A 13,615-nucleotide genomic window follows, 5' to 3' on the forward strand; every position below is an offset into this window, starting at 1 on the left:
ACCTTCAACGTCGGATGTTGGCTGACACACCGCTATCGCGAGCAAGCTCGCTCCCACACGGGGGGCAAAGGTTGGCCGTTAGCGAACGCTGCTTTCGAAGCGGCTCGTCCCTGGCAGTTCCAGGATCAGTTCATCGCCCGCATTCAGCGGCCCGACGCCCGCCGGGGTGCCGGTGAGGATCACGTCGCCGGCCTGCAGCGAGAAGCAACCGGCCATGTATTGGATCATCGGCACGATGGGGTTGAGCATCAGGCTGCTGTTGCCGTCCTGGCGTACTTCACCGTTGATGGTCAGGCGCACGGGAATGTCGGTCAGGTCGGCGAACGTGGCGTTCGAAACAAATGGGGCGATCACCGCCGCGCCGTCAAAGGACTTGGCAACCTCCCAAGGCAGGCCCTTGGCCTTGAGCTCGGCCTGTTTGTCCCGCAGGGTCAGGTCCAGGGCCGGGGCGAAGCCGGAGATTGCGTCCAGTACTTCTTCAGCGCTGGGCTTGGTGGACAGCGGCTTGCCGATCAGTACGGCGATTTCCGCCTCGTAGTGCACCGAGCCACGGTCGGCGGGAATGCTGAAGCCGCCTTCCAGTGGCACCACGCAACTGCCCGGCTTGATGAACAGCAAGGGTTCGGTGGGTACCGGGTTGTCCAGTTCCTTTGCATGTTCGGCGTAGTTACGGCCAATGCACACCACTTTCCCCACCGGGAAATGAATACGTGTACCGTCGACATACTGGTGCTGATAGCTCATTACCGACTCCTGCTTCTGGGGTTCATCAGGTGTTTTAGGTATCAAATCGCGAAAATCTTGCCCGGGTTCATGATGCCGTTCGGGTCGAAGACAGCTTTCACGGCTTTCATGTATTCGATTTCTACCGGCGAACGACTATAGGTCAGGTAGTCGCGCTTGGTCATGCCCACGCCATGTTCGGCGGAAATCGAGCCGTTATATTTCTCGACGGTTTCAAAGACCCATTTGTTCACGGTCGCGCACTTGGCGAAGAACTCATCCTTGCCGAGGTTTTCCGGCTTGAGGATGTTCAAGTGCAGGTTGCCGTCGCCGATGTGACCGAACCAGACAATTTCGAAATCCGGGTAGTGCTCGCCGACGATCGCGTCGATTTCCCGCAAGAAGGCCGGGACTTTCGAGACGGTCACCGAAATGTCGTTCTTGTACGGCGTCCAGTGGGAAATGGTTTCGGAGATGTACTCGCGCAGCTTCCACAGGTTCTGCAGTTGGGTTTCGCTCTGGCTCATCACGCCGTCCAGCACCCAGCCCTGCTCCACGCAGTGCTCGAAGGTTTCCAGGGCGTGGTTGGCGACTTCCTCGGTGGTGGCTTCGAATTCCAGCAGGGCGTAGAACGGGCAGTCGGTTTCGAACGGCGCCGGAACGTCGCCACGACCGAGGACCTTGGCCAGGGCCTTGTCGGAGAAGAATTCGAAGGCGGTCAGGTCCAGCTTGCCTTGGAAAGCGTGCAGCACCGGCATGATCGAGTCGAAGTCCGGGGTGCCGAGCACCATGGCGGTGAGGTTTTTCGGCGCACGGTCCAGGCGCATGGTGGCCTCGACCACAAAACCCAGGGTGCCCTCGGCGCCGATGAACAGCTGTCGCAAGTCGTAGCCGGTGGCGTTCTTGATCAGGTCCTTGTTCAGCTCCAGCAGGTCGCCCTTGCCGGTGACGACCTTCATGCCCGCCACCCAGTTGCGGGTCATGCCGTAGCGAATGACCTTGATACCGCCGGCATTGGTGCCGATATTGCCGCCAATCTGGCTGGAACCTGCCGAGGCGAAGTCCACCGGGTAGTACAAGCCGTGTTCCTCGGCCTTGTTCTGCAGCTGTTCGGTGACCACGCCAGGCTGGCACACGGCAGTACGATCGGTCAGGTTCACGTCGAGAATCTGGTTCATATAGTCGAACGACACCACGACTTCGCCGTTGGCCGCCACGGCCGCGGCGGACAGCCCCGTGCGCCCGCCCGATGGCACCAGCGCGATTTTGTGCGCATTGGCCCAGCGCACGATGGCCTGGACCTGTTCGGTGGTCTTGGGAAAGACAATGGCCGAAGGCGCCGGGGCGAAGTGCTTGGTCCAATCCTTGCCGTAAGCGTTCAGGGAGTCGGCATCGGTCAGGACCTTGCCAGGCTCAACCAGGGTCTTCAGCTCATCTATCACGGCAGGATGGGTCATCGACAGAACTCTCGAACAATTCATGGTCATCCTGAGAACGCTTCACGTCGCAGGAATGAGTGTTTAGCGGGGTGCGTATGCTAGCATACCGACCCCGCAGCGTAGTGCCCAACGGCTGTTCTGCGGCGACGGCTGTCACGCCGGTCGGGCCAGCATGCGCTGTCCGATTCCCTGCCATTTTTCTCCGGGACACAGGTTTACGCAGATGAGCAAGACTTCTCTCGATAAGAGCAAGATCAAGTTCCTTCTTCTCGAAGGCGTCCACCAATCGGCTGTCGACGTCCTCAAGTCGGCGGGTTACACCAGCATCGAGTACATCACCAGTTCTCTGCCGGAAGCCCAGCTCAAGGAAAAGATCGCCGATGCTCACTTCATCGGCATTCGCTCCCGTACTCAACTGACTGAAGAGATCTTCGACCACGCCAAGAAACTGGTGGCGGTCGGCTGCTTCTGCATCGGCACCAACCAGGTTGACCTCAACGCGGCTCGCGAGCGCGGTATTGCGGTGTTCAACGCGCCGTACTCCAACACCCGTTCCGTCGCCGAACTGGTACTGGCCGAAGCGATCCTGCTGCTGCGTGGCATCCCTGAGAAGAACGCTTCCTGCCACCGTGGTGGCTGGATCAAGAGCGCGGCCAACTCCTTCGAAATCCGCGGCAAAAAGCTGGGTATCGTCGGCTACGGCTCGATCGGCACGCAGTTGTCGGTACTGGCTGAAGGCCTGGGCATGCAGGTGTTCTTCTACGATACCGTGACCAAGCTGCCCCTGGGCAACGCCACCCAGGTCAACGACTTGCACGAGCTGCTGGGCATGTCCGACATCGTGACCCTGCACGTGCCGGAAACCGCCGCCACCCAGTGGATGATCGGCGAGAAGGAAATCCGTGCCATCAAGAAGGGCGGGATCCTGATCAACGCCGCGCGTGGCACCGTGGTCAAGCTCGACGCCCTGGCCGACGCGATCAAGGACAAGCACCTGATCGGCGCGGCCATCGACGTGTTCCCGGTGGAGCCACGCTCCAACGACGACATCTTCGAAAGCCCGCTGCGTGGCCTGGACAACGTGATCCTGACCCCGCACATCGGCGGTTCCACCGCTGAAGCCCAAGCCAACATCGGTCTGGAAGTGGCGGAGAAACTGGTCAAGTACAGCGACAACGGTACGTCGGTATCGTCGGTGAACTTCCCGGAAGTGGCTCTGCCGGCACACCCTGGCAAGCATCGCCTGCTGCACATCCACGAGAACATCCCGGGTGTGATGAGCGAGATCAACAAGGTCTTCGCCGAAAACGGCATCAACATTTCCGGTCAGTTCCTGCAGACCAACGAGAAAGTCGGCTACGTCGTGATCGACGTCGACGCCGAATACTCGGATCTGGCGCAAGAGAAGTTGCAGCACATCAAGGGCACGATTCGTTGCCGCGTGTTGTTCTAAGCAGGCTGGCTTTGCAGTAAAAAAAACGGGAGCCTCGCAAGGGGCTCCCGTTTTTTTGTCGAGCACATAACCTGTGGGAGCGAGCTTGCTCGCGATAGCGTCGGTCCAGTTGGCCGATCTCTCCACTGACACACCGCTATCGCGAGCAAGCTCGCTCCCACCGGGTTGTGTTGTGTCAGCCAGTCATGCGTTATTTCACGTTGACAGTGATTTTCTTGGACACGATCGATGGCTCGAATGGCATGTGGCCGCTATCGCCCAGGATCAATTGCAAGGTGTGCTTGCCCGGGGCCAGTTTGATGGTGGCCTGGGTCTGTGCGTTGCCGAAGTGCATGTGGTTGGCGTCGTTTGGAATCGGTGCGCCTGCCGCAGGCAACTTGTCGACATCGATCAGCAAATGATGATGGCCCGTGTTCTTGGTCACATCGCCGGCGGGGGCCAGGGCAATGCCCTTGACGCCGAACTTGACCGTGAATTCCTGGGCGACCGTCGCGCCGTCTTCCGGGGAAACGATGAACACTTCAGCACCTTTAGGTGCCGGTGTCGCGGCGCTTGCCAGCATCGATGCACCCAATAACAGACCGGCCAACGCGGCACGAGACATAAAGCTTTTCATTTTTTTCTCCAGTTTTTCCATGAAATCCGCCTGGCCATCACAACTTCATGACCAATCGTTGTCGAAGCCTGCAACAACCATAGCAAAGCGAGCCTGAAACGAGCGTCGCTTGTATAAATACAAAGGAGTGACCATGCGTTTTCTGCCTGGCCTGATTTGCCTGCTACCCCTTTTGAGCCCCCTGGCTCATGCCGAACTGATCGATGACATCAATGACCGTGGCGAACTGCGCATTGCCCTCGAGGCCAACACCGCGCCCTTCAACTTCAAGGAAGACGGCAAACTCACCGGCTTCGAAGTGGAACTGGGTGAAATGCTCGCGGCGGAACTCGATGTACGGCCCGATTTCGTGGTCACCGATGCCGGGGATCTACTGTCCGGTGTGGAGAGTGGCAAGTACGACGTTGCCATCAACCACATAGCACTGACCCCGGAACTGGCGGAACGTTTCGACCTCAGTGCCGCTTACAGCCGTCCGGATGCACAACTGCTGGCGAGCAAGGAGGAGCCGCTGCGTCCGTTGGTCATGACGCAGTCGTTCCAGCCGGAAGAGAAGAGCGGCCCGCCACCGAGCCTGGTGATTCCGTTCCAGAAGGGCAACCCGGCGTTCAAGGCCAGCCTGGATAATGCTCTGACACGTATCAAGGATGACGGGAGGTTGGAGCAGTTGTCGCAGAAGTGGCTGAAGAAACAGGAATGAAAGCTTCCAGGCGATGAGGCAAGCCATCAAGCTTCGTTGACTGTTGGACCGCTATCGCGGGCAAGCTCGCTCCCACAGTGGAGCTGCGGTGTTCACCGAGCATGAGTTCACAACTGATCGAGTGTGGGAGCGAGCTTGCTCGCGATGGCGCCCTGAAATCCTAAGCAGGCCTACGCCAGACACTCGCCAACCAGGGTTGTTGCTCCCGTGGCAGTCCCGCCGGCCGGTAGTAATGCTCCAGCTCCACAAAACCTGCCTCGCTGAGCAGCGTGCGCCAGGCCGCGAGGTCGTGATAAGCGCCAAAGCGCTGGCCATTCCAGCCTTCCTGATTGTCGCCCCGAGGGTTGGAGCTGAACAGCACACCCCCGGGCTTGAGCGTGGCATGCAGTTGTTTCAGCACCCGAGGCAGTTCCTGGACCGGGATATGAAACAGCACGGCGTTGGCGAAGATCCCGTCAAAGCGTTCAGCCGGCAGGTCGAGTTTCAAAAAGTCCTGCTGCCACACTTCGCATCCGCTGTCCTGGCGCGCCATCCGGGCAAATTCCGCCGAGCCATCGAGGCCCACCGCCACGTGGCCCATGGCGGTGAACGTTCGCAGGTCTCGTCCGGGGCCGCAGCCGAAGTCCAGGATGTGCAGGGGTGCCTTGGCCTGAATGTGCCGCAGCAACGCGTCGATATTCTGACTGACGTCGTGATCGCGAGTGCCTTCGCGGAAGCTGTCGGCGACCGCGTTGTAATGGCCCAGGGTCGTGGCGGTGATGGTCTGCAGGTCTTCGGGCGTGTGTTTCATGGTTCGGGGACTTGGGTAAGGAGCGTCAGCCGACTATACCGCAAGCAGACTCACGCCCCCATTGGCATTAGCCAACGCGGCCTAACGCTTGTTCAAGCCCCGCGCCAATCGGTCCCCACCCAGTTGAATCACCGCCACCAACGCCACCAGCAACACGATCACCGTGAGCATGATCTGGCTGTCGAAACGCTGGTAGCCATAGCGGTAGGCAATGTCGCCCAGGCCACCGGCCCCGATCGCCCCGGCCATGGCCGAGGAGTTGATCATGGTCACCAAGGTGATCGTAAAGCCGCCGACGATGCCCGGCAGGGCTTCGGGCAGCAGCACATGCCAGACGATGTGCCAGCGGCGGCAACCCATGGCCTGGGCCGCTTCGATCAGGCCATGGTCGACTTCCCGCAGGCTCACTTCGGCGATACGGGCGAAGAACGGCGTGGCGGCGATGGTCAGCGGTACGACTGCGGCCCACACGCCATAGGTGGTACCGACGATCAGCCGGGTGAACGGAATCAGCGCCACCATCAGAATCAGGAACGGTATCGAGCGGAACAGGTTCACGAACGCGCCCAGGGCCCGGTTCAAGGCCGGCGCTTCATAGATCCCGCCCTTGCCGCTGGTGACCAGGATCACCGCCAGCGGTATGCCCGCCAGCAACGCGATCAACGACGACACGCCGACCATCAGGAACGTGTCGATGAAACCCTGCAACAACCGATCAAACCACATAACCCAGCACCTCCACCCGTTGCGCCCAATTGCCCGCCCGTTGACGCAGTTCCTCGGCGCCCCAAGACGAACCGCTCACGGCCAGCAGCAATTGCCCCAGCCCGTGGCCCTGAATCCGTTCGATGCCGCCGTGCAGCAAGCGCACCCGCCCACCGAGGGCGCTGAACAAGGCGGCAAGATCCGGCTCATCGCGATCTATGCCGGTGAATTGCAGGCGCAGCACCGTAGCCGCGTCCGCCGAGGCCGGCAGCGTCTGCAAGCGACTTTGCAGTTCTTCCGGGATGGCATGTTGCAACGGCGCCAGCAGCGTCCGACTGACCTCGTGTTGCGGGTTGCCGAAGACTTCCCAGACCGGTCCCTGCTCGACGATCCTCCCTTGCTCCAGCACCACCACCCGGTCGCAGACTTCGCGAATCACCGCCATTTCATGGGTGATCAAGACGATGGTCAGGCCCAGCCGCTGGTTGATCTCGCGCAGCAGGCCGAGGATCGACTGGGTGGTCTCCGGGTCCAGGGCCGAGGTGGCCTCGTCGCACAGCAGGATCTGCGGGTCATGCACCAGGGCGCGGGCAATCCCGACCCGCTGCTTCTGCCCGCCCGAAAGCTGCGCCGGGTAGGCCTTGTGCTTGCCGTGCAGACCCACCAGTTCCAACAGCTCGCGGACTTTGCGCTGGCGCTGCTCCTTGGGCACGCCGGCGACTTTGAGCGGCAGTTCGACGTTCTGCCACACGGTCTTGGCCGACATCAGGTTGAAGTGCTGGAAGATCATGCCGATGCGCCGACGCAGCTCCACCAGGCGGTCTTCATCGAACTCGCCGATGTCCACCCGGTCGATCAACACCCGGCCACTGGTGGGTTGTTCGAGCCGGTTGATGGTGCGGATCAGCGAAGACTTGCCGGCACCGCTGCGGCCGATGATGCCGAACACTTCGCCGCGCTGGATCGCCAGGTCGATGCCTTGCAGTGCTGTCACCGGACCCTGGCTGCCGTTGTAGGTCTTGCCCAGGCCGATAAACCGCACATGGGCACGGTTCAGCTCCGGATGCAGTTCGGTGTGTTCGGCACGCTGGGGCGCGGGGGCTTCATCTCTGAGTCGAGCGTTGACGGCGTTCATGATCAACCTTCCCAGCCGGCCTGGTAGAGCTTGCCGTGGGCCTTGTCCAGGGCGGCGCGCACGACTGGCGAGTGCTGATAGATGTCGACGAACTTGATCAGCCGTGGATCGTTCTGGCTCTTGGGCTGGATCACGAACTGAATCACGTATTCCTTGTGATCGAGGCCGTCGAACAGCAAGGCCGAGCTGGCATCGAAGGTCTTGGCCAGGCGGATGTAGGCCGGATAGCCCTGCACCAGATCGGCGTCTTCATAGGCGCGCACCAGTTGCACGGCTTCGACTTGCAGGATCTTGAGCTGCTTGGGATTGGCGACGATGTCGTCTTCGGTGGCCTTGTAGCCGACGCCCGGCTTGAGGCTGATCAGCCCGGCCTTGGCCAGCAGCTGCAGGCCGCGACCGCTGTTGATCGGGTCGTTGGCAATGGCGACGCTGGCGCCTTCGGGCAGTTCGTCGAAGCTTTTGTATTTTTTCGAATAGAGGCCGACGTTGTTGATGATCCCCGGCGCAAAGGGCACCAGGTCGAACCCGGCGGCGGCCTTGGCGTTTTCCAGGAACGGGATGTGCTGGAAGTAATTCACGTCGATGTCACCGGAAGCCAGGCTGACGTTGGGCGCGATCCAGTCGCTGAACTCCACCAGTTCGACCTTCAGGCCTTGCTTGCCGGCTTCTTCGGCCGCTGCTTCCAGGGGAATGGCGAACGCGGCGGTGGTGCCGATCTTCAACGGGGCGTCGGCGGCAAACAGCGCCGAACTGAACAGGCCGAGGGCCAGGGCCAGTGCTTTGACTGGCAGGGTCAGGAGTTGCGTGGTCATGTCGGTTATTCCAGTCATTGATTAATTGAGCCATGGGCTTTTTGACGGTAGGTCGAACCGGTGTGTTGTTCGGGCAAATGGGCCTCTGCGCGGAACAGCTTTTCCCGCAGGGTGCCGGTGTCGTATTCGATCTTGTACGAGCCGCGTCGCTGCAACTCGGGGATCACCAGGTCGATGAAGTCCACGTAGCTTTGCGGCGTCACGATGCGAGTCAGGTTGAAGCCATCTAGGCCGGTTTCGGCAATCCACGACTCCAGCTCATCGGCCACCTGTTCGGGCGAGCCGACCAAGGTGATGTAGCGACCGCCCAGGGCGTGTTGCTCCAGCAATTTGCGCCGGGTCCAGTCGTTGTTCTGCAGGGTCTTGGTGGCCGACTGGATGGCGTTGCTCTTCACGTACTGGATCGGCTCGTCCAGTTCGTACTGGGAAAAATCGATCCCCGTCGACGCGGAAAAATGCGCCACCCCGGCCTCGGCGCTGGCGTAGCCCAGGTATTCGGCATGCTTGGCCCAGGCGGCCGCCTCGGTCTCGCCGACGATCACGTTCAGGCCCATGAATACCTTGATGTCCTCGGGGTTGCGCCCGGCTTCGACGGCGCTGGTGCGGACCTTGTCCACCTGGGCCTTGGTCGCCGGTTTGTTCTGGCCACTGATGAACACGCACTCGGCGTGCCGCCCGGCGAACAGCAAGCCACGCTCGGAACTGCCGGCCTGGAACAGCACCGGGGTGCGTTGGGGCGACGGTTCGCACAGGTGATAGCCCTCGACCTGGTAGAACTCGCCCTGGTGGCGGACCTTGTGCACTTTCTCCGGTTGGGCATAGATCCGCTGCTCGCGGTCGTTGAGCACGGCGTCGTTTTCCCAGCTGCCCTCCCACAGTTTGTAGAGCACTTGCAGGTATTCATCGGCCTGGTCGTAGCGGCGGTCATGCTCGACTTGCGCCGTCAGGCCCATGGCCTTGGCGGCGCTGTCCAGGTAGCCGGTGACGATGTTCCAGCCGACCCGGCCACGACTCAGGTGGTCGAGGGTGCTCATGCGTCGGGCAAACAGGTAGGGCGGTTCGTAGGTCAGGTTGGCGGTGAGGCCGAAGCCCAGGTTTTTGGTCACGGCGGCCATCGCGGAGACCAGCAGCAATGGGTCATTGACCGGCAGTTGGATCGACTCCTTGAGCGTGACGTCCACCGACTGTTGATACACGTCATAGACCCCGACGATGTCGGCGATGAATAGCCCGTCGAACAATCCTCGCTCGAGCAATTGCGCCAGGGCGGTCCAGTATTCGAGGGTGTTGAACTGAGTCGACGTGTCCTGGGGATGAGTCCACAGGCCATGGTTGATGTGCCCGATGCAATTCATGTTGAACGCATTGAGCAGGATCTTTTTCTTGCCGGCCGCCATCAGATGGTCCCCCGCAGCGGCGGTTTTTCGTCGTTGAGGTAGAAGTTGCCCACGGCGTGGTATTTCCAGCGCACCGGGTCATGCAGGGTGTGCACCCGTGCGTTGCGCCAGTGACGGTCGAGGCCATGTTCGGCCAGGGTCGCCTGGCTGCCGGCCAATTCGAACAACGTGCTGCTGGCGGCCAGGGATATTTCGGTGCTGATGGCGCGAGCTTCGGCCACGGCAATCGAGGCGGCGGCGACCGTGTCGGCCCGGGTGTCGGCCTGGGCCCGGTCGAGGAATTCACCGGCGCGTTCCAACAGGGCTTCGGCGGCATGCAGGCGGATGCTCAGTTGGCCGAAACTCTTGAGGGTGTGCGGGTCTTCGGTGGCGACGTCGCTGGTGGCATCGATCCAGGGACGGGTTTTAGTGCGGACAAAATGCAAGGCGTCTTCATAGGCGGCGCGGGCGATGCCGGTGTCGATGGCCGCGTGAAGAATCTGCGCCAGTGGCCCCACCGGTGTGGGACGTTCGAAAGCACTTTGGAAGGGAACGATGTCGTCGGCGGCGACATGCACGTTTTCAAACACCACCGAACCACTGCCCGTGGTGCGCTGGCCGAAACCGCTCCAGTCGTCGATCACCGTCAGGCCTTTGCTGTCGCGAGGGACGAATGCCAGTTGTTGCACGCCGTTTTCATCCACCACCGAGGTGGGGATGCGCTGGGCGTAGATCGCCCCCGTGGCGTAGAACTTGCGGCCGTTGATGCGATAACCCTCGCCGTCGCGGCGCAGTTGGGTGGTGCGGTCATGGGCGGTCTTGGTGCCAAGTTCTGCCAGGGCGTTACCAAAACGCTGCCCGGCGAGCACCTCTGCGTACAGGCGTTGTTTTTGCGCTTCAGTGCCGTTTACCCGCAATACCTCCAGGGCGTAGAAATGATTTTGCGGGATCTGCCCCAGCGAGCCGTCGGCCTGGGAAATCAGCGCAATGACTTTGGCCAGGGTGACGTTGGACACACCGGCGCCACCATAGGCCTTGGGTACACTGATGCCCCACAGGCCAGAACGGGAGAAGGCCTCCAGCTCCGGGTACGGCAGGCGCCGCTCGCGGTCGCGCAGGGCACTGTCGCGCTTGAAGTCATCGGCCAGGTCACTGGCCACGATCAGGGCTTGTTCATCGCTGGTGATCACCGCGACGTGTTGAGAAAACGTCATGTACTGCTCCAGAGGTCGGGTCGTCAGATCCAGGAATGCCGGGCCGGCAAGGTGCCGTTCAGGTGGTAGGCGCCTACCGCGTGATACTTCCAGCGCACCGGGTCGTGCAGGGTGTGGACCCGTGCGTTGCGCCAGTGGCGATCAAGATTGAATTCGGCGAGGGTGGCGCGGCTGCCGGCTAGCTCGAACAGTTTTTCGCTGGCTTGCAGGGCGATCTCGGTGGTGAGTGCCTTGGCTTCGGCCACGGCAATCGAAGCGCGGGCGGACGATTGCGCGGTGATGGGGGCGGCACTGACTTGGTCCAATACTTGTCCGGCCTTGCGCAGCAATGCTTCGGCGGCGTGCAACTCGATTTTCAGCTTGCCGATGTCGGCGATCACGTAGAGGTCATCACTGGCCCGGTCGACCTTGGCGTCGATCCAGGGCCGGGCCCGTTCGCGCACGAAGGCGATGGCATCGTCGATGGCGCCACGAGCAATGCCCGCATCGATGGCGGCCTGGATCAGTTGGGAAATCGCCCCTTGCACGCCGGGCGTTTCGTTGATGCGCCAGTTTTCCAATACCAGTTCGGCATCCACTCGCACGTTGTTCAGCAGCACGGTGCCGCTGGCCGTGGTGCGCTGGCCGAAGCCCGACCAATCGTCGACGATCCGCAGGCCAGGGGTGCCGCGCCGCACGAACGCCAGCACTTGCCGGCCCTCGTCATTCAGTGCCTTGACCGCGACCCAGTGGGCGAACAGTGCGCCAGTGGAATAGAACTTCTGGCCATTGATGACGAAGCCGTCACCGTCGGCGGTGATCCGCGCCTTGAGTTCAAGGGTGTTGCGAGTGCCACGTTCGGGCCCGGCATTGCCGATGCGCCAGCCTTCGAGCACGCTCTGCAACAGGATTTTTTTCTGCCGCTCGGTACCGGTACCGAGAATCAGCTGGAGCACGCCGAACTGGTTCTGGGGGATCTGTCCCAGGGCCGGGTCGGCGGCGGAAATGATTGCGAACACGTCGGCCAGGGTGACGAACGAAACCTGCGGGCCACCGTAGGCCCGGGGAACGGCAATGCTGCCCAGTCCGCTGCGGGTGAATTGCTCGATTTCCGCCCAAGGCAGCTTGCGTTGCTGGTCACGACGTGCGGCTTGCTGACGGGCGATCTGTGCCAGCTCATGGGCGGCTTTGATCGCCTCGGCATCGTTGCGCAACACCTGTGCGGGCAACAGCAGTGGTGCGATGTCCAGGTCGCTCTGGACCTTTGCTTGCGCCAAATCCGACATTACAGCCACTCCGTGGCTGCGGGCAGTGCCTTGGCATACTGCACTGGGGCGATTGTGTTCCGTTCCATACCCACCTCACATCTCAAGAAACGCCGCGATGAAGGCGGCGAGCAAAAATCAAGAATGTCCGGTGGTCCGGTCTATATACCCTAAGCGCGTATAAATTTTTTTCAAACTAACTTTTAGGAATATTGATAGGTTGGTTTTAAATTGAAGCCCGTATGCTCCCCAGGATGAAGCAGCTTTTTGTGACGAGGGTGCTTGCTCCCGCTTGGGCTGCGCTGTAGGAGCTGCCGAAGGCTGCGATCTTTTGATCTTTCGCTTGGGACTCAAGCGGCAGGGGAAAGATCGCAGCCTCGCTCCGCTCGACAGCTCCTACAGGCCCAACGGGAGCAAGCTCCCTCGCCACAGAAGCAGGCTTGCCGCATAACTGTTTGCATCAAGGCTGTCGGCGGCGCGTTTCGGCAGCCATGAGCGCCGGTTTCGGTGAAGTGCTCAGGTACGGATTGACGCAACCGATCTTCAACGTCCGTGGCGGTGCCCAGTGAGAGTTGTTGCCCACGAGGTCGAGGATGCAGTAGGTCACTTCCAGGCGCAGGTCTTCTCCCGCCTCCAGGATGATCTGCGGCGGGACCCAGATATTGATCGGCTGGCCGACCTCGCTGACGGTGAGGGCAGGCAGGTCCATGCGCACATCGCCCCAGCGCAGGGTCACGGCATCGCCGACGGCCATGTTCAGGTAGGGTTCGATGGTCAGCGGTACGCCGCGCTTGATCTGGTTCGGGTTCACCCCGTGGCGCCGGATGGTGGTGGGAATGCGCACTGGCGCCAAGCCCTGGTTTTCATCGCCGCTCAGGGCCAACGGTTGGCCGCCGGGACAATCGAGCTTCACCCGCACCTATTGCTTGGCCGACAGCGCCGGCCCGCGTCCGACCTGCATCACCCGATAATGGATGCGCGAGGTCCCATTGACGATGAAGCTCTCCGGGACCCGCATCGTGATGTTGCCCAGTGCATCGGCCTGCGACAACACGCGCGAGCCGACGTAGCAGTTGTCCCAGAACAGTTCGATCAGGTCACCGGCGTCCATGCCGGGGTAAGGGGCAATGGCTACTTCCAAGTGAGCGGCGTTGGCGATATTGATGCCAGTAGGGTGGGCGTTGGCCAGTGTAGGGGCGGCCAGTTCAGGACTCTTCGACTTACATGTCATGGTGTTCTCCTTGATGCTTGAAAACTAAGTCCGTTTCGGGAAGATCAAAAAGCGATGGACCATCGCGATATATTTGTTATGGGTGTAGCCATAGGGGCTGTCTGCGCTTAGTCACTGCGCAAACTAAAATACGGTGCGTCGCCTGTCGGGCACTAGATAAGGGCTCTACAGTTTCAG

At 61.2% G+C, this 13,615-nt stretch carries 12 protein-coding genes and 1 pseudogene; 2 read left to right on the plus strand and 11 right to left on the minus strand.

The window, feature by feature from the left end:
- Positions 1-78 precede the first annotated feature (78 nt).
- Positions 79-744 carry a fumarylacetoacetate hydrolase family protein gene (locus tag AB7M32_RS05805; protein ID WP_060739697.1) on the minus strand — a complete coding sequence of 222 codons (666 nt, stop codon included), beginning with the start codon at positions 742-744 and terminating at the stop codon, positions 79-81.
- A gap of 41 nt (positions 745-785) precedes the next feature.
- Positions 786-2,180, minus strand: a complete 1,395-nt coding sequence (locus AB7M32_RS05810) for an FAD-binding oxidoreductase (protein WP_158454428.1) — start codon at positions 2,178-2,180, stop codon at positions 786-788.
- A 205-nt stretch (positions 2,181-2,385) separates the two neighbouring features.
- On the opposite strand from AB7M32_RS05810, the gene serA reads away from it, so the two are divergent.
- Positions 2,386-3,615, plus strand: coding sequence for a phosphoglycerate dehydrogenase (gene serA / locus AB7M32_RS05815; RefSeq protein ID WP_072409233.1), 1,230 nt, complete (start codon positions 2,386-2,388; stop codon positions 3,613-3,615).
- Positions 3,616-3,805: 190 nt separating this feature from the next.
- On the opposite strand, the gene AB7M32_RS05820 is transcribed toward serA, so the two are convergent.
- A complete protein-coding gene (locus tag AB7M32_RS05820; RefSeq protein WP_454249344.1) occupies positions 3,806-4,231 on the minus strand; it encodes a DUF4399 domain-containing protein in 426 nt (141 codons plus the stop codon).
- 133 nt (positions 4,232-4,364) lie between these two features.
- Between AB7M32_RS05820 and AB7M32_RS05825 the strand changes: the two genes are divergently transcribed.
- Positions 4,365-4,931: a transporter substrate-binding domain-containing protein gene (locus AB7M32_RS05825; protein ID WP_454249345.1), complete on the plus strand. Its 567-nt coding sequence runs from the start codon at positions 4,365-4,367 to the stop codon at positions 4,929-4,931.
- 160 nt (positions 4,932-5,091) lie between these two features.
- On the opposite strand, the gene AB7M32_RS05830 is transcribed toward AB7M32_RS05825, so the two are convergent.
- From AB7M32_RS05830 to AB7M32_RS05865, 8 genes and pseudogenes are all read right to left on the minus strand, one after another.
- Positions 5,092-5,721, minus strand: coding sequence for a class I SAM-dependent methyltransferase (locus tag AB7M32_RS05830; protein ID WP_454249346.1), 630 nt, complete (start codon positions 5,719-5,721; stop codon positions 5,092-5,094).
- 81 nt (positions 5,722-5,802) lie between these two features.
- Entirely contained in the window at positions 5,803-6,447 is a 645-nt protein-coding gene (locus tag AB7M32_RS05835; RefSeq protein ID WP_025211262.1) for a methionine ABC transporter permease, read from the minus strand.
- Positions 6,437-7,561 (minus strand): methionine ABC transporter ATP-binding protein, encoded by a 1,125-nt coding sequence (locus AB7M32_RS05840; protein ID WP_454249347.1) that lies wholly within the window; start codon positions 7,559-7,561, stop codon positions 6,437-6,439. The genes AB7M32_RS05835 and AB7M32_RS05840 overlap by 11 nt, the downstream gene beginning before the upstream one ends.
- Before the next feature lie 2 nt (positions 7,562-7,563).
- A complete protein-coding gene (locus tag AB7M32_RS05845; protein WP_454249348.1) occupies positions 7,564-8,373 on the minus strand; it encodes a MetQ/NlpA family ABC transporter substrate-binding protein in 810 nt (269 codons plus the stop codon).
- Positions 8,374-8,387: 14 nt separating this feature from the next.
- Positions 8,388-9,770, minus strand: a complete 1,383-nt coding sequence (locus AB7M32_RS05850) for an LLM class flavin-dependent oxidoreductase (protein ID WP_454249349.1) — start codon at positions 9,768-9,770, stop codon at positions 8,388-8,390.
- Complete coding sequence (locus AB7M32_RS05855; protein WP_454249350.1) at positions 9,770-10,963, minus strand: SfnB family sulfur acquisition oxidoreductase; 1,194 nt, start codon at positions 10,961-10,963, stop codon at positions 9,770-9,772. Before AB7M32_RS05855 ends, AB7M32_RS05850 begins: the two co-directional genes overlap by 1 nt.
- Before the next feature lie 23 nt (positions 10,964-10,986).
- Positions 10,987-12,228 carry an SfnB family sulfur acquisition oxidoreductase gene (locus AB7M32_RS05860; RefSeq protein ID WP_454249351.1) on the minus strand — a complete coding sequence of 414 codons (1,242 nt, stop codon included), beginning with the start codon at positions 12,226-12,228 and terminating at the stop codon, positions 10,987-10,989.
- Positions 12,229-12,667: 439 nt separating this feature from the next.
- A pseudogene (locus AB7M32_RS05865) lies at positions 12,668-13,438 on the minus strand (hypothetical protein).
- Positions 13,439-13,615 lie beyond the last annotated feature (177 nt).

The sequence above is a fragment of the Pseudomonas sp. R151218B TE3479 genome (genome assembly GCF_053629195.1).

Bases quoted from the DNA above. Each gene is read 5' to 3' on its own strand.
- AB7M32_RS05805 (WP_060739697.1), bottom strand. From the start codon at position 744: ATGAGCTATCAGCACCAGTATGTCGACGGTACACGTATTCATTTCCCG.
- AB7M32_RS05810 (WP_158454428.1), bottom strand. From the start codon at position 2,180: ATGACCCATCCTGCCGTGATAGATGAGCTGAAGACCCTGGTTGAGCCT.
- serA (WP_072409233.1), top strand. From the start codon at position 2,386: ATGAGCAAGACTTCTCTCGATAAGAGCAAGATCAAGTTCCTTCTTCTC.
- AB7M32_RS05820 (WP_454249344.1), bottom strand. From the start codon at position 4,231: ATGAAAAGCTTTATGTCTCGTGCCGCGTTGGCCGGTCTGTTATTGGGT.
- AB7M32_RS05825 (WP_454249345.1), top strand. From the start codon at position 4,365: ATGCGTTTTCTGCCTGGCCTGATTTGCCTGCTACCCCTTTTGAGCCCC.
- AB7M32_RS05830 (WP_454249346.1), bottom strand. From the start codon at position 5,721: ATGAAACACACGCCCGAAGACCTGCAGACCATCACCGCCACGACCCTG.
- AB7M32_RS05835 (WP_025211262.1), bottom strand. From the start codon at position 6,447: ATGTGGTTTGATCGGTTGTTGCAGGGTTTCATCGACACGTTCCTGATG.
- AB7M32_RS05840 (WP_454249347.1), bottom strand. From the start codon at position 7,561: ATGAACGCCGTCAACGCTCGACTCAGAGATGAAGCCCCCGCGCCCCAG.
- AB7M32_RS05845 (WP_454249348.1), bottom strand. From the start codon at position 8,373: ATGACCACGCAACTCCTGACCCTGCCAGTCAAAGCACTGGCCCTGGCC.
- AB7M32_RS05850 (WP_454249349.1), bottom strand. From the start codon at position 9,770: ATGGCGGCCGGCAAGAAAAAGATCCTGCTCAATGCGTTCAACATGAAT.
- AB7M32_RS05855 (WP_454249350.1), bottom strand. From the start codon at position 10,963: ATGACGTTTTCTCAACACGTCGCGGTGATCACCAGCGATGAACAAGCC.
- AB7M32_RS05860 (WP_454249351.1), bottom strand. From the start codon at position 12,228: ATGTCGGATTTGGCGCAAGCAAAGGTCCAGAGCGACCTGGACATCGCA.